Origin of the sequence: Promicromonospora iranensis, from assembly GCF_028994805.1 — a bacterium.
Taxonomy (GTDB): Bacteria; Actinomycetota; Actinomycetes; order Actinomycetales; family Cellulomonadaceae; genus Promicromonospora; species Promicromonospora iranensis.
In genome coordinates this window covers 208,118-223,390 of record NZ_JAJQQP010000008.1, presented here as the reverse complement: position 1 = coordinate 223,390, position 15,273 = coordinate 208,118, and the positions used below count along the sequence as shown (strand labels likewise).

Below are 15,273 nucleotides of genomic sequence, written 5' to 3'. Positions count from 1 at the left end.
CGACCGACGTCGACGGGCTTGACGAGCCCATGTCCGTACACTGGCAAGGTGCCAACGATCCGCTCCCTGCTGGCTCACCCCGAGGAGCGTCGGCCCAGCCCACCGGCTCCGCGCGCCGACCTCTTCAGGGTCTTCGGCGCGGGCATGGTGCTGTTCGCGGTCGGGCTGATCGTGACGCTCGTCCTCCACCTCACGGGGCGAGGCGCCCTGGAGGGCGTGGCCATCTGCGGCACCGGCATCGTGCTCGGCGGGCTCGGCCTGCTCTGGGCGCGGCGCCACCGCTAGTCCCAGGCGCGTTCCGCGCTCAGCTCCTCCGCGCGTGCCGGGTCCCGCAGAGCCGCCTCCAGGAGCAGCGGGTCCGCCCCGGTGATCTCGGCCAGCGCCCGGGCGAGCCCTTCGGGCGAGGTGGCGTGCGCGACCCCGGGACCGTCCACATGGGGCACACCCTCCGACACCCACCACCCGACCCGCGCGCCGTCCACCGTCAGCGCGTCGTGGCGCCGCCAGGTCACCGGCGCGTCCGGTACGAGGGCCCGGACCCGTGGGTCGAGCTCGACCGGCTCCCCCGGTTCGTCGGGGGTGAGGCCGGAGTCGCTCTCGTACGGCAGGTCCAGCAGGTCGGCCAGCACCTCGGCGACGTCGGCGGGTGCGGGCACCACCGGGCCGAGCTGGGCCCACCGCGGCGACCCCGCGACGGCGAGGTCGTCGGTGCTCTCCACGGTGATGCCGGCCGGTCCGAGCGCCGGGAGCCTGGGCGGCGCGATCGGCCGCGGGTCGTCGGCGCGCGCGAGCGCGGCGAGCCCCGACCAGACAGCGCGCGCGACGTCTGCCGGCAGGTGCGGGCGTTCCGCGCCCTGCGCCTCGGGCAGCTGTCCCAGGACTGCCGGCCAGTCGTGTCGGGGCAGGTCGGCCAGGTCGCGCAGGCCACCGAGGGCGGCCAGCATGCTGTCGTCCAGGCCGCGGGTCTCGGGCGGGGCGGGCGGCAGCAGTGGCGTGTCACCGAGCGCGAACGGCGCCCCGAGCCGGCGGCGCAGGAACCATGCCGTGTACGACACCGCCTCGCGGCCCGGGGCATCCGGGGAACGCACCGGGGTCAGCAGCGCGCGGCGCAGCTCCGGGTCGGCGGCGATCCGGTCGAGCGCCGCGGCGAGCGCGTCTCCCGTCGGGAGCGCGTCGAGGTCGGGCACGGCCGGAACGTCGCCGACCCACACGCCGGGACCGAGCTCGTCCGCGAGGTGCACGAGGTGCTCGTCCCAGTCGGAGAGCCACCCGGCGGCGTCGTCCGGCCCGTAGTCGGCGTCGTGGTCGCCATCGGCCGTCACGACGTCGGCCACCTGGTAGACGCTCAGGTCGGCGCGGGCTCCTGCGGCGGCCAGCGCCGTGGCCCCCCAACGCTCGACGACGTCGTCCCGTACCGCTGCGAGATCCAGGTACCGGTCCGCCCAGGACCCGGGCAGGGCCGCCTCGCGCAGCGGCACCACGTCGCCGTCCGCGACGACCGGCAGCTCCCCCAGCCAGAACGGGAGCTCGGCCGGGCCCTCCGCCGCGGCGAGCCGGACCAGCTCCAGCACCGCCACGACCACGTCGGCGGGGCTCGGGTCGTCGAGCACGCCCGGGTCCGCCGGCGCCGGACCCGAGGACGCGCTCGTGGGCGGAGCCGCCAGGACGTCTCCGAGCTGCTCCGCGGCGCCGTCGTCCAGGAGCTCCTCCGCGGCGGCGAGCGCCGTCGACCGGACCGCCGGGTCCGCCAGCAGCCCGTGCGGCGTGGTGGGTACGGCTCCGGCGCGCTCCAGCAGCGGGTGCGCCACGTCCGGGTGCACCACACGGACGCCGAGCGCGCGGGCGGCCGCGGCGAGGTGCGGGGCGTCCAGGAGCACCGTGCCGCGGGCGCCGCGGGTCACCCGGCCGTCGGCGAGCGGGAGCGGCGCTCCGGCGACCGCCTCGAGCACCGTGGCCTCGCCCGCGTGCGGCGCGAGGGCGTCGAGCGCCGCACGGAGCACACCGGGTTCGGGCGGCAGCGCCTCGACCAGGTCGGCGAGGTCGACGGGCTCCGCGCCCAGGGAGCGAGCGAGCGCCTGGAACCGCACGGGGACGGTGACCAGGGTCGTGGGCGCACCGGCGGCGAGCGCCCGGGCGAGGTCGGGGTCCTCGCCCAGCGGCCCGGCGAGGAATGCCGTGCCGCGCGGCGCGACACGCTGCGGCACGCCGGGTGCGTCGTCGGCCCTGGCCTCCCGGCCGGGTGCGCTCCGCCGGAGGAGCGGGGTCTCGCGCAGGGCGGTGTCGGCCGCCGTGCGGATCGCGGCGTCGACGTCGCCGGCGGGCAGTCCGGTCGGCACCAGCCCGAGCACCTCGCGGTCCGCGCCGAGCTCACCCAGGAACGTGGCGTAGGCACGCCCCGCCTCGGCGGCCACGCGGTCCGACGTCGGTCCGGGGAGCACACCTCGCCGTCCCGGGTCGACGGGGAACGAGGCGACGAGCAACGCCGGGAACGTGAGCCGGACGTCGGTGGGGGTCGGCGCGTGCAGCACCGTGCTCTCCGCGGCGCGGCCGCCGGCGGTGGGCAGCGCCCAGAGCACCGACCAGTCCCGGCGGCGGGCCTCGGACGGCAGCGCGTCGTCCGGGTCCAGCGGACCGGACGCACGGTGCACGCGCCACCGTGCGGCGACGTCGCGGAGCACGCGGCGGGGCGGCGACGAGGTCGCGTCCTGCGCTGCGGAACCCTGCTGGCCTGCGAAGTCATCCTCGATCGCCACCTCGTCGAGCGCGGGGAGGGCGAGCAGGAGGGCGTCGTCGAGCGCGGCGAGCTGGGCGCTGACAGCCGCCACGGCGTCGGCGTCGCGCAGCAGCAGCTCGACCACCGTGCCCGGTTCGTCCGGCGCGGTGGCGGGTGCGGGGAACGGGAGCCGCAGCACCGGCAGCGCGGAGCCACGGGCGGCGGCCTCGCGGACGAGGTCGGCGCCGTGCTGGACACCCTCGCCGAGACCGGGTCCTGACCCGAGCTCCGCACGCAGCGCGGCGAGCGAGAACCGCACCCCGCCGTCACGTGAGCGGACCAGCACCTCGTCCGACACGGACCGGACCGCCGCGAACCCGACCCCGAACCGGCCCACGAGGGCATCGGACCCTGAGGTCACCCCGCCGCCCGAGGCGCCGACCTTCGCGGACGCCCGGAGGGACGCCAGCGACGCGACACCCTCGGCGTCGAGCGGCGCGCCCGAGTTGGCGGCCACCAGCCGCCAGCCCGCGCCGTCGCCCGAGCCGCCGGGCCGCTCGTCGTCCGACCCACCGGGGGACCCGGTCCGGTCGCCGTCGGCCCGCACCGGCTCCCCGCGCTCCAGGCGCAGGACCAGCCGGCCCGGGACCCCGGCGCGTGCGGCGGCGTCGGCCGCGTTCTGCGCGAGCTCGACGACCACGCGGTCGCGGTAGTAGCCGCGTGCGTGGTCCTCCTCGGAGTTCGCGTCCTCGCGAAAGCGCGTCGGGGACGCGCGCCACGCCTCGGTCACCGCGCGCCGCAGCGCACTGGTGCCGAAGGGGTCGGGCGTCACGCGGGAGATGCGTCCTCGCCGCCCGAGGTCTCGGCCGGCTCGACCAGCGCGGTCGCCTCCACCTCGTGCTCGTCGATCAGCGGGGCGGGCGCCGGCCAGTCGGTCGGGTGCTCCTCGACGTCCGTCTCCGAGTGCGCGCCACAACCGTGGTCGAGGGAGACGACCTTGCCGTCGTCGGGTGACCACTCGTTGGCGCACACCCCGAAGAGCTGCCCCATCGAACCGGACAGCGGGACGAGGAAGGCGCAGGTCATGCACTCGGCGGCCGCCGCGACGGCACCCGCCGTGGTGGGCCCGCGCGAGCCGCGGTACCAGCGCTCGGCCGCCTCGGCACGGCCCTGCGGGGACAGCACGCGGGTGCGGGCGAGGGCGAGCTCGTCGATCGCCACCTCGTCCACCTCGGGGTCGCCCGTCGGGGTGTACCCGGGCTCGAGCCGCGGGTCGTCGGCGCGGAACGGCAGCACGTCCCCGGCGCCGACGTCGCCCGGGCGCAGGCGCTCGGACCACGGCAGCCAGGCGGGGGCGAGGATCGCCTCGTCGCCGGGCAGCAGCTCGACCTCGCTGATCGTGGCGGTCCGGCCGCGCGGCACGCGCGCCACCGTGACCGTCCAGTGCCAGCCGCGGTAGCCCCGCATGGTGGCGGCGAAGCGGTGGGAGACAACTCGTTCGTCCTCGAAGAGGGTGCCGAGGTGTTCCCCGACGTCCTCCGGTCGCTCAGCGACCTCCTGTGCGGCGGCGCGCGCGAGCTCGGCGGCGCCGTTCAGGACGGCGTCTCGGCTCGAGCGTGCGGCGATCCGCCGGATGGGTGTTCGTGCGGCGGGCGCGATGGTCGTGACCATGTTCCTCGGGACCTCGTGGGGGTTCAGGCGTCGAAGTCGTCTGCGACCTTGCGCAGCATCTTGGCGAGCGTCTCCGGATTCTTCGGATAACGCCCCTTGCGCAGGTCGTTCGCCACACCGTCCAGCAGCTGCGTGAGATCGCCGACGATCACAGCCATGTCGTCGGCGGGCTTCCGCTTCGCCTTGGCGACCGACGGAGCGGCGTCCAGCACCTTGACCGCGAGCGCCTGGGGACCGCGACGGCCGTCGGCCACCCCGAAGTCCACCCGTGTGCCCGGCTTGGGGACGACGCCCTCGGGCAGAGCGGAGGCGTGCAGAAATACCTCGCCTCCGTCCTCGTTGGCGATGAAACCGAAGCCTTTGTCGGTGTCGAACCACTTGACCTTGCCGGTGGGCACTGCGACCTTCTTCTGTGCTTGTCGGTACTGCTCGTGGAAACTGCAGGACGGCCCGGGCTGCTGCGAGCTGAGCGCGCTACCTGGGCCGGAGGCACCAGGTTACCGGGCGGAAGCCTGCCGCGTCGCATGCATTGCGCACTCTTCGCCCGGACGGCCTGTTCGGGGGCGGGTCCGGGCGGCTCGTCCGCCGGGTCTCAGGCCCGGATACCCAGGTCTGCGGCGAGCCGGAGCGCCACCTCGTCCAGCCACGCCTCGGGATCCGCTATCGAGCCCACCTGGTGCCCGAACAGCTCGAACGAGATCACGCCGAACAGCTCCGTCCAGGCCATGACGGCGCGGCGGACCGTCTCGGGCAGCTCGGGATCCGACGGCTCGGCACCTTCCATGAGCCCGTGCCCCGCCACGAAGTCCAGCGCCGGCGCGATGGTGCCCGGAGGGGACGCGACGCCCGAGGTGGCGCCGGCGGACGGGATCACCTGCGGGCGTGCGCCGGCCGCGTAGCCGTCGCCCACGATGCGGATGAGCACGCGCACGACCCGGGTGGCCGGGTCGACGGTGTCCCGGGGGGCGGCGTAGCCGGGCACCGGTGTGCCGTAGAGCAGCCCGAACTCCCCCGGGTGCGCGACGCACCAGGCCCGGACGGCGCGGAAGGTGGCGAGCCAGCGGGCGGTGACGTCCGACCGGTCGGCGACACCGGCGTCCGCGACCTCCGCGGCGGTGCCGAGCTCGTCGTACGACTCGATGAGCAGGGCGGTGAGCAGCGCGTCCCGGCTCGGGAAGTACCGGTAGACGGCCGAGGAGACCATCTCGACGTCGCGGGCCACGGCACGCAGCGACAGCGCGGCGGCGCCGTCCGTGCTCAGCCGCGCACGGGCGGAGTCGAGGATCTCGCGGGTGATGGCCTCGCGGGCGAGGGCTCGGGCAGTTCGGGCCGGGCTCATGCGTTCCAGGGTGGCACGGGCAGATCGCCGCACACAAACGCGAGCACCGCTCTTGCCAGGGTGCATCCGCTCGTGCCACGCTGACGACACACGAGAGCGCCGCTCTCAGAATGGAGCACCGATCATGCCCGATCGTCACCTCGTCGTCGGCGCCGGCCCTGTCGGCCGTCACGTCGCCGCCCTCCTGGCCGAGCGCGGTTCCCGCGTCACCGTCGTGAGCCGTTCCGGCCGCAGCACCGGGATCGGCGGCGTCGAGCACCTCGCCCTCGACGCGTCGGACGCCGACGCGCTGGCCCGCGCCGCCGAGGGCGCGGACCACCTCTACAACTGCGCCAACCCGGCCGACTACACCCGGTGGGAGCGTGTCTGGCCGCCGCTCGCCACGTCGCTCCTGTCGGCCGCCGAGCGCTCCGGCGCCGTCTACGCGATCACCGGCACGCTGTACCCGTACGGACCGGTCGACGTCCCGATCTCCGAGGACCTGCCCGACGCCGCGACGGACCACAAGGGGCGCCTCCGCGCCCGGATGTGGGCGGACGCCAAGGCGGCGCACGACGCCGGACGCCTCCGTGCCGTCGAGATCCGCGGCTCCGACTACATGGGGCGCGGCGTCGGCGGCAACGGCCACATCTCGCGCCTGGTCCCCGACGCGCTGCGGGGCAGGCGCGCCCTGATGATGGGCCGGACGGACCGGCCCCACACCTTCACCGACGTCGCGGACGCGGCCCGCACCCTGGTCGCCGCCGCCGAGGACCCGGGTGCCCACGGCCGGGTCTGGCACGTGCCGAGCAACCAGCCGGTCACTCAGGCCCAGGCCCTCACCGACGTCCTGGCGAGCGTCGGCAAGCCGCCGGTGAAGATCTCCTCCCTGCGCGGCGCCGCCCTGAGCGCGGCCGCCCTGGCCTCCCCGTTCATGCGGGAGATGCGCGAGATCATCTACCAGTGGGAGCGTCCGTACGTCCTGGACGACTCGGCCGCCCGCGCCCGCTTCGGCATCGCCCCGACGCCGTGGGAGGAGGTCTGCCGCCGTACCGCGCAGCCCTGAGAGGCAGCCGGGGCGTGGACCGGCCGAACTTCGGCCCAGGAAACGCGCGTAGCATCATCAGGATGGCCTCCTCGCTCCCCGCAGCGCCGGCGGCGGCCACGCGGCACTTCGCCGACGACCTCCGGCAGCGCTCGGACACCGCGCTCGCCGCGCTCCTGCGCGCCCGTCCTGATCTCGCCACCCCCTCTCCCTCGACGCTCCGCTCGCTCGCGGCCCGCGCCTCCAGCCGCACCTCGCTCGAGCGCGCCCTGGCGCGCGCCGACGCGCTGACCCTGCAGGTCCTGGAGGCGGTACTCGCCCTGGAGCCCGTCCTCCGCCCGCCGTCCGGGCCGCTCAGCACCGCCGTGGTCACCTGGGCGCTGGGCGGCGCGGCGGAGGACGGCCACCTGGTCGACGCCGCCGTCCGCCGCGCCGTCGAGCACGCACTGCTCTGGGACGCCGGGGGCGAGTACGGCGCCACGCTCGACCTGCGCACGGCGCCCGGCCTCGACGAGCTGCTGGGGCCGAACCCGGCGGGCCTGGGTCCGCACCTCGACCCCGTGCCGGACGGCCTGGCCGAGGCGGTCGGGCACGCGCTCGGGTCCGCCCGCAGCGGCACCGAGACGACGGCGGCGCTCGACGCGCTCCTCGCGGAGGCCCCGCCCGGCGCCCGCGCGATCCTCGACGCGCTCGCCTGGGGCCCGCCGGTCGGCGTCGTGCCGGCTGCGGGCACCCGGCCGCGCGACGCGGTGAACTGGCTGGTCACCGAGCATCTCCTGGTCCGGTCGGACGCGCGCCACGTGGTGCTGCCGCGCCTGGTCGGGCTGGCGCTCCGCGCCGGGCACACCCATCGCGAGCCGCACACCCGCCCACCCGAGCCGCAGGGCCGCACGGTCCAGACCGCGACCGCCGACGCCGAGGCGGCGAGCGCCGCGCTCGAGCTCGTCCGACGCGTCCGGCTGCTGCGCCAGTCCTGGGACGAGAACCCGCCGTCGGTCCTGCGGGCGGGTGGCCTGGGCGTCCGGGACCTGCGCAGGGTCGCGACCCAGCTGGAGACGGACGAGCGCGCGGCCGCGTTCGTGGTCGAGGTCGCCGCCCTCGCCGGCCTGGTGCGCGACGACGGCGACGCGCCGCCGTCGTACGTACCGACCGTCACCGACTGGGACGACCTGGACGACTCCGCCCGCTGGGCGCGGCTGGTCGAGGCCTGGCTGGCCTCCCGGCGCGCGCCGTGGCTGGTGGGCTCACGCGACGACAAGGGGGCGCTCCGGGCGCCGCTGTCCCCCGACCTGCAGCGGCCGTGGGTGCCCCGGCTGCGCAACGGCGTGCTGCGGGTGCTGGCGGACGAGCCGGCCGGTGACACGGTCCTCGCCCCCACGCCCGAGGCGGTGGTCGAGGTGCTGACCTGGCACACGCCGCGCTCCGTGCCGCCGGCGACCGCCGTCGAGGGCCTGCTGGCCGAGGCGGAGTGGCTGGGCGTGACCGGGGCGGGCGCGCTCTCGACGCCGGGCCGTGCCCTGCTGGCCACCCCGGCCGGTGACGTCGCCGGGGAACTGCGCGCCGTCCTGCCGCACGAGGTGGACGAGATCCTGCTCCAGGGCGACCTGACGGGCATAGTCCCCGGGCGCCCCTCGCGCGATCTCGCGCGGCTGCTGGAGCGGTCGACGGACATCGAGTCGCGGGGCGCCGCGACGACCGTGCGGTTCAGCCCGGCGTCCGTCACGCGGGCGCTCGACCAGGGCGAGACCGCTGACGGCATGCTCGACGAGCTCGCCCACCGGTCCCCCGTGCCGGTCCCGCAGCCGCTGGAGTACCTGGTCCGGGACACCGCGCGGCGGCACGGTGCCGTGCGGGTGGGCACGGCGTCGTCGTACCTGCGGGCCGCCGACGCCACGGTGCTCGCCGGCCTGGAGCACGACCCGACGCTCGTCGGCCTCGGCCTGGTGCGGCTCGCGCCGACGGTGCTCGCGGCGTCCGTGCCCGCGGCCACCCTGCACGAGGCCCTGCGCAAGCGCGGCCTGGTCTCCGCCCTCGAAGGACCGGACGGGCGCGTGCTCGTGGCACGCCGGGGCGTGACCGGCCGGGCGATGCCCGCCCCCCGCTCCGCGGCCGCCATCCGGATGGGCACCGGGGCCGACGTCGTCGACCGTGCCCCCGACCCGGAGGCGCTGGTCGCCGAGCTGCGCGCCGTCGAGGACGCGGCGCGGGCCGGCGCGCGGGCGCGGGCCGACGCCGCGGAGGTGGCGCGGTCGGTCTCGACGTCCGGCGGTGGCATCCCGCTGCGCGGCTACCGGGTGGTCGGGGCCGTGCCGACCAGGGCCGAGACCTCGGGCGACCGACCGCGGCAGGGGGCCCTGGAACCGCTGCCGGCCGCTGACGCCCCGGCCCTGGACCGTCCGGTGACCCGGGCCGCGGCCCCTGCCGCCGACGTGCTCGACGACGACCCGGGAACACAGCACCCCGCTGACGGGTTGGCACTGCTGCGCGACGCGCTCCGCGACGGCTCCACGGTGATCGTCGAGGTGGCCGGCCACAGCGGCCGGCTGGAGCGCCGCGAGCTGAAGCCACTGAACCTCGAGGGCGGGCGGCTGCGTGCTCTCGACCCGGACAGAGAGGCCGAGCTGACGATCGCCGTCCACCGCATCGCGTCGGTCCTGCCGACGTCGTCCACGCCGCAGGCCGCAGTCGGGCCGCAGGCCGCAGTAGAGCAAGACCAGAAGCAGAACTGAGGGAGTCCCCATGCCCGACGGGCCGCTGATCGTACAGAGCGACAAGACGCTGCTGCTGGAGGTCGACCACCCGAGCGCCGAACAGGCGCGCCGCTCCATCGCGCCCTTCGCCGAGCTGGAGCGTGCCCCCGAGCACGTGCACACCTACCGCCTCACGGCGCTGGGCCTGTGGAACGCGCGCGCGGCCGGCCACGACGCGGAGCAGGTCGTGAGCACGCTCCTCGAGTTCAGCCGCTACCCGGTGCCGCACGCGCTGCTGGTCGACGTCGCCGAGACCATGGCCCGCTACGGCCGGCTCCAGCTCGTGCAGGACCCGGCGCACGGCCTCGTACTGCGCACCACCGACCGGGCGGTCCTCGCGGAGGTGCTGAAGTCGCGGCGCACCGCGGGCCTGGTCGGCGAGCGGCTGGACGATTCCACCGTCCTGGTGCACCCCTCCGAGCGCGGCCACCTCAAGCAGGTCCTGCTCAAGCTCGGCTGGCCGGCCGAGGACCTCGCGGGATACGTCGACGGCGAGAAGCACCCGATCGAGCTCAGCCCGGTGACCAAGCCGCGGACCGAGCACGAGCAGGCGGCCGCCTGGGAGATGCGGCCCTACCAGGCGCAGGCCGTCGACGGGTTCTGGCACGGCGGGTCGGGTGTCGTGGTGCTGCCCTGCGGCGCGGGCAAGACGATCGTCGGTGCCGGCGCCATGGCGAAGTCGGGCACGACGACGCTCATCCTGGTGACCAACACCGTCAGCGCGCGCCAGTGGCGCGACGAGCTGGTGCGGCGCACCAGCCTGACCGAGGACGAGATCGGCGAGTACTCCGGCGCCCGCAAGGAGATCAAGCCCGTCACGATCGCCACCTACCAGGTGCTCACCACCAAGCGGAAGGGCGTCTACACGCACCTCGAGCTGCTGGACGCCCGGGACTGGGGCCTGGTCCTCTACGACGAGGTCCACCTGCTGCCCGCCCCGGTCTTCCGGATGACGGCGGACCTCCAGGCCCGGCGCCGCCTCGGCCTGACCGCGACCCTGGTGCGTGAGGACGGCCGCGAGGACGAGGTGTTCAGCCTGATCGGGCCCAAGCGGTTCGACGCGCCGTGGAAGGACATCGAGGCGCAGGGCTACATCGCGCCCGCCGACTGCGTGGAGGTGCGGCTCACGCTCCCGGAGAGCGAGCGCATGACGTACGCGACCGCCGAGCTGGAGGACAAGTACCGGCTCGCCGCGTCGGCGTCGGGCAAGAAGAAGGTGGTGGAGCAGATCGTGGCGCGCCACCCGGACGACCAGGTGCTCGTGATCGGGCAGTACATCGACCAGCTCGAGGAGCTGGCCGAGCACCTCGGCGCGCCGATCATCACCGGGGCGACCACCAACAAGGAACGGCAGCGGCTCTTCGGGGCGTTCCGCGAGGGCGAGATCTCCCGCCTCGTGGTGAGCAAGGTCGCCAACTACTCGGTGGACCTGCCGGAGGCGTCGGTGGCGATCCAGGTGTCGGGCTCCTTCGGCTCCCGCCAGGAGGAGGCCCAGCGCCTCGGGCGCATCATGCGGCCCAAGGCGGACGGCCGTACCGCGCACTTCTACGCGGTGGTCGCGCGCGACACCGTGGACCAGGACTTCGCCGCCCACCGGCAGCGTTTCCTGGCCGAGCAGGGGTACGCCTACCGCATCGTGGACGCCGAGGACCTGGACGAGTCACCGGCCGGTTCGCCGACCCCCTGACGGGCTGTGAAAATGCCCTTCACGCTGGGCATTTACCTGAGGATTCATTGCATATGCGCAACAACACCCTCTCAGATTGCGTGGTCTTGAACCGGGGGTGACGATCAGGACGTGATCGAGTCCCCAGCAAGACACGAACATCCGCACGAACCCAGCACCCGGGCATCCGGGGGATGGGCCGTCGTGGCCTTCGCGGGCCTCGTCGGAGTCGTTCTGGCGGCCACCTCGCAGGCCGCCAACGCGACGGTCAGCGCACCGAGCGAGCCGCTGCCGTCCGTGTCGCCGCGCCTGTCCGCGGCGACCCAGGCGGAACTGATGTCGGACGTGCTGCCCGCGTCGCCACCGATCACGCTCACCACCCCGGTGACGGACGGCGCGGGCGCGCTCCGCGAGGCCGAGCGGCAGGACGTGGACGCCGCTCTCGACCGGCTCGGCAACGAGTCGGACCTGCGCATGTTCGTCGTGTACATCGAGAGCTTCGACGGCACCGACCCCGTGGACTGGGCCAACGCGAGCGCGAACCAGTCCGGCCTCGGCCCGGACGACCTGCTGCTCGCCATCGCCACCGCCGACCACGAGTTCGGCCTGTCCGCGGACACCAACGTGCCGCTCACCACCGCGCAGCTCAGCGACATCGACGACGCGGTGGCATCTGCCGTCGAGGACGAGCGGTGGGCCGGCGCCGCCACCGACGCGGCCGACTCCGTCCGGCAGGCCACCACCGCGACCACCAGCCCTCTCCTGGTCGCCGGTGCGGCGGCGGGCGGCGCGCTGGTCCTCGCCGTCCTCGGATACGTCCTGTGGCGCTTCGCGGCACCACGGCTCCTGCCCCGGGCTGCGCGCGGGGACCGCTCGACGGGGGCCGGCGAGCCGGTGCCCGACGAGCTCGACGACCTGACCGTCCCTGAGCTCGACGAGCGTGCCGCCGCCGCCCTGGTGAGCATCGACGACGCGCTCAAGACCTGCACGCAGGAGCTCGGCTTCGCCCGTGCGGAGCTGGGCGGCGACGCGACCCGGGACTTCGAGCTGATCCTGGAGCGCGCCACGGCCGACGTCCGGCAGGCGTTCGCGATCAGGCAGGAGCTGGACGAGGCCGCCGCGCGAGCGGAGGACGTGCACGCGCAGGACGCGCGGCCCGACGGCACCGCCACGGCCGAGGTCCCCGGCGCCGGGAAGCACGGCGCAGCGCTCCCGGACGCCGAGCGACGCCCGCACCTGAACCAGGTCATCGCGCTGTGCGAGAGCGCCGCCGACACGCTCGACGCGCGCACGCGCGCGTTCGACGACCTGCGCCGCCTGCAGCAGCGCACGCCCGAGCTGCTGGCCGACGTCATCACCCGTGAGCCGGAGGTCACCGACCGGGTGGCCACCACCCGCACCACGCTGGAGGAGCTCGCGGAGCGGTACCCGGCGGACACGCTGGCGATGGTGTCGGGCAACCCGGAGCAGGCCGAGCTGCTGCTGGTCAACGCCAAGGCGGCGGTCTCCGCCGGGCGCTCCGCCCTGGAGGCCGGGCAGAAGGCCGTCGCCGTCGCACACGCCAGGGGCGCGCAGAACGCGCTCGGCCAGGCGGTCATGCTGCTCGACGCCGTCGACGCCACCGCCAGGTACCTCGAGGAGGCAGCAGGACGGCTGGACAAGTCGATCGCCTCGCTGACCCAGGACGTGGCCGCCGCCCGGGCCGTCGAGGGCGACTTCCGCATCACCCTGGCGCGCACCGCTGCCCAGGCCGCGCTGAAGCACGTCGAGGTCACGCGCGAGGGTGGTGACCCGCTTGCAGGGCTGCAGCGCATCGCCGCCGCGGAGGCCTCGCTCGACGCCGCCCTGGCCGGGACCCGCGACACCACCGAGGTGGCGGCGCGGGCGTCCGCGCTGCTGCGGGACACCCTCGGCCGGGTCGTCGAGCAGCTCCGGCAGACCGCCGACTTCGTGGCCACACGCCGCGGTGCCGTCGGCTCGACGGCCCGGACCCGGCTGGCGGAGGCGGTCCGGCAGGCCGACGTCGCCCGCTCGCTCCAGCCGACCGACCCCACCGCGGCGCTCGGCGAGGCGCAGCGCGCGAGCAAGCTCGTGCAGGAGGCCGCGCGGCTCGCCCGTGCGGACGCGGACGCCGTCGTGACCGCGGCGGCCGCCGAGTCGGAGCCCGACACCGACGGTGCCGGCAGTCCTGACGAGAACGGCCCCATCACCGGCGGCATGATGCTGGGCGGCATCCTGCTCGACCCGAACGTCGTGCGCTCCCGCAAGCGCGCCGCCACCGCACGGATCGGCGGCGGGTTCGGTGGCGGCGGGTTCGGCGGTGGACGCCCCGCCACGCTCCGCAAGCTCGGCACGGTCCGTGCCTGGTGGCCGGCACCGGCGAAGTAGCAGGTCGTACGTCACATTCGGGTGGGCGGCCAGGGCCAGGGAACCGGGAGTAGCTTGACCTGCCGGTCTCCTGGTCCTCGGGTGACCGGCTGGTCCCACGAGAGGTATACCCATGAAGAAGCTCGTCCTGCCCGCCGTCCTCCTCATCGCCCCGCTGCTCGCGTCCTGCGCGACCGGCGGCTCACCCGACGAGCCGGCGTCCACCGCTCCGCCGCCCGCCGCCGCGGGCGAGGTGCACTGGTCGTACGACGGCGAGGAGGGCCCCGACGAGTGGGGCCACCTCGCCGCGGACTTCGCCGCGTGCGAGGCCGGTGACGCGCAGTCGCCGATCGACCTGCCCGACCACGCCGACGAGAAGCTGACGGACCACCCGAGGATCTCGGCGTCGCCCACCGTCGGTGAGTCGGTCGACACCGGGCACACCATCCAGCTCGTGCCGGACGGTGACGCGTCCGAGATCGAGTGGAAGGACAACGAGTTCGACCTGGCCCAGGTGCACTTCCACATGCCGTCGGAGCACACCGTCGAGGGCAGGGCGCTGGACGCCGAGTTCCACTTCGTCCACAGCACCGAGGACGGCCAGGTGCTCGTGCTCGGCGTGCTCGCCCGCGAGGGTGACGCCGAGAACGAGGACTGGCAGCCGTTCATCGACGGCGCGGCCGAGCCCGGCACGGACGACCTGCCGATCGACGTCGCCGCGATGCTGCCGGCGGACCCGACGTTCGAGGAGTACGCGGGCAGCCTCACGACGCCCCCGTGCACCGAGGGCGTCGACTGGGTCATCTACCACGAGCCCATCGAGCTGTCGGCAGAGCAGATCGCGGTGCTCAAGGCGGCGTACGACGACAACGCCCGCCCGGTCCAGCCGCAGGGCGACCGCGAGGCCTACGAGGGCACGATCACTCTCAGCCAAAACTGACACCCCGTTGAGTGCTGGATATCTGTGCCTCCAACGCACCTGGAACCACAGATATCCAGCACTCAACGAGTCGGGCCGGGGTGGCCGACCGGGCGCTACAGGTAGCGCAGCGGGTCGAACTCCTCGATCGGGATGATCCGGACGCGCGGCAGCATGGTGGTGAAGGCGTCGGCGTCGGCCTCGAGGTCGTACATGACCAGGCCGCGCTGCTCCAGCTCCGTGAAGCGGGCGTTGACGAACTCCCGGAAGCCCAGCAGGCCGACGCGGCGGTCGTCGTCGTCGAGCAGCGCCTCGATCTGCGGCAGGAAGTCGCCGTCGTGGCTCGCGAGCAGCACGTCGCCGGGGCGGTCCATCAGCGCGTCGAGGGTGCGCTGGATACCGACGTCGACGACCTTCTCCGAACCCTGCGCCGCCAGGGGGATGGGCTTGTAGCCCATGGCGAGCAGCGCCTGCACGAAGGGCATCGGCATCTGGCCGGACGTCGCGTTGAGGAAGAACAGCGGTACCACGTCCTGCGACCACACCTTCTCCGCGAAGGCGGAGATGCGGTCCCAGCGGGGGCGCTCCTCGGGTGCGGGACGGCGGTTCAGCACGTTCATGCCGAGCGTGGCGTCGATGTTCTCACCGTCGACGATGAGATACGTGCGCCGGGGCGTCTGCCCTGGAACCTGCGGGAACGGTGCTGACATGCACCCCAGCCTAGCCGCGCGGCAGGTGGCGGGCCGGACAGATCACCCCCGCGGAGCCCGGGCGATTTCCCGGGCGAATCTCAGGCACTCTTCAGGAACCGGTCGCACACTGGA

General features: G+C 74.9%; 11 protein-coding genes. 6 read left to right on the top strand and 5 right to left on the bottom strand.

Annotated elements, in window-relative coordinates; all coding sequences use genetic code 11:
• Nucleotides 1–48 precede the first annotated feature (48 nt).
• On the top strand, nt 49–285 hold the full coding sequence (locus LUM46_RS15495) for a DUF2530 domain-containing protein (protein WP_274995035.1): 237 nt from the start codon (nt 49–51) through the stop codon (nt 283–285).
• On the opposite strand, the gene LUM46_RS15490 is transcribed toward LUM46_RS15495, so the two are convergent.
• From LUM46_RS15490 to LUM46_RS15475, 4 genes are all read right to left on the bottom strand, one after another.
• Nucleotides 282–3,545: a sacsin N-terminal ATP-binding-like domain-containing protein gene (locus tag LUM46_RS15490; protein WP_274995034.1), complete on the bottom strand. Its 3,264-nt coding sequence runs from the start codon at nt 3,543–3,545 to the stop codon at nt 282–284. The two genes, LUM46_RS15495 and LUM46_RS15490, sit on opposite strands and share 4 nt — an antisense overlap.
• Nucleotides 3,542–4,384 (bottom strand): DUF3027 domain-containing protein, encoded by an 843-nt coding sequence (locus LUM46_RS15485; protein ID WP_274995032.1) that lies wholly within the window; start codon nt 4,382–4,384, stop codon nt 3,542–3,544. The genes LUM46_RS15490 and LUM46_RS15485 overlap by 4 nt, the downstream gene beginning before the upstream one ends.
• Nucleotides 4,385–4,407: 23 nt before the next feature.
• Nucleotides 4,408–4,782 carry a cold-shock protein gene (locus LUM46_RS15480; RefSeq protein WP_274995031.1) on the bottom strand — a complete coding sequence of 125 codons (375 nt, stop codon included), beginning with the start codon at nt 4,780–4,782 and terminating at the stop codon, nt 4,408–4,410.
• A gap of 194 nt (nt 4,783–4,976) precedes the next feature.
• A complete protein-coding gene (locus LUM46_RS15475; RefSeq protein WP_274995029.1) occupies nt 4,977–5,723 on the bottom strand; it encodes a TetR/AcrR family transcriptional regulator in 747 nt (248 codons plus the stop codon).
• 124 nt (nt 5,724–5,847) lie between these two features.
• Between LUM46_RS15475 and LUM46_RS15470 the strand changes: the two genes are divergently transcribed.
• The 5 genes from LUM46_RS15470 (at nt 5,848) to LUM46_RS15450 (ending at nt 14,470) form a co-directional block, all read left to right on the top strand.
• Nucleotides 5,848–6,768: an NAD-dependent epimerase/dehydratase family protein gene (locus LUM46_RS15470; protein ID WP_274995028.1), complete on the top strand. Its 921-nt coding sequence runs from the start codon at nt 5,848–5,850 to the stop codon at nt 6,766–6,768.
• Nucleotides 6,769–6,830: 62 nt separating this feature from the next.
• Nucleotides 6,831–9,476, top strand: a complete 2,646-nt coding sequence (locus LUM46_RS15465; protein WP_274995027.1) for a helicase-associated domain-containing protein — start codon at nt 6,831–6,833, stop codon at nt 9,474–9,476.
• Nucleotides 9,477–9,486: 10 nt separating this feature from the next.
• On the top strand, nt 9,487–11,184 hold the full coding sequence (locus LUM46_RS15460; protein WP_274995026.1) for a DNA repair helicase XPB: 1,698 nt from the start codon (nt 9,487–9,489) through the stop codon (nt 11,182–11,184).
• 111 nt (nt 11,185–11,295) lie between these two features.
• Nucleotides 11,296–13,551 (top strand): TPM domain-containing protein, encoded by a 2,256-nt coding sequence (locus LUM46_RS15455; protein ID WP_274995025.1) that lies wholly within the window; start codon nt 11,296–11,298, stop codon nt 13,549–13,551.
• A gap of 112 nt (nt 13,552–13,663) precedes the next feature.
• Entirely contained in the window at nt 13,664–14,470 is an 807-nt protein-coding gene (locus LUM46_RS15450; RefSeq protein WP_274995024.1) for a carbonic anhydrase, read from the top strand.
• A gap of 95 nt (nt 14,471–14,565) precedes the next feature.
• Here LUM46_RS15450 and LUM46_RS15445 read toward each other — a convergent pair whose 3' ends face one another.
• A complete protein-coding gene (locus LUM46_RS15445) occupies nt 14,566–15,159 on the bottom strand; it encodes an NYN domain-containing protein (protein WP_274995022.1) in 594 nt (197 codons plus the stop codon).
• Nucleotides 15,160–15,273 lie beyond the last annotated feature (114 nt).

Excerpts from the sequence above, each read along its gene's own strand:
- LUM46_RS15485 (WP_274995032.1), bottom strand. The coding sequence starts at position 4,384 with ATGGTCACGACCATCGCGCCCGCCGCACGAACACCCATCCGGCGGATC.
- LUM46_RS15475 (WP_274995029.1), bottom strand. The coding sequence starts at position 5,723 with ATGAGCCCGGCCCGAACTGCCCGAGCCCTCGCCCGCGAGGCCATCACC.
- LUM46_RS15470 (WP_274995028.1), top strand. The coding sequence starts at position 5,848 with ATGCCCGATCGTCACCTCGTCGTCGGCGCCGGCCCTGTCGGCCGTCAC.
- LUM46_RS15465 (WP_274995027.1), top strand. The coding sequence starts at position 6,831 with ATGGCCTCCTCGCTCCCCGCAGCGCCGGCGGCGGCCACGCGGCACTTC.
- LUM46_RS15460 (WP_274995026.1), top strand. The coding sequence starts at position 9,487 with ATGCCCGACGGGCCGCTGATCGTACAGAGCGACAAGACGCTGCTGCTG.
- LUM46_RS15450 (WP_274995024.1), top strand. The coding sequence starts at position 13,664 with ATGAAGAAGCTCGTCCTGCCCGCCGTCCTCCTCATCGCCCCGCTGCTC.
- LUM46_RS15445 (WP_274995022.1), bottom strand. The coding sequence starts at position 15,159 with ATGTCAGCACCGTTCCCGCAGGTTCCAGGGCAGACGCCCCGGCGCACG.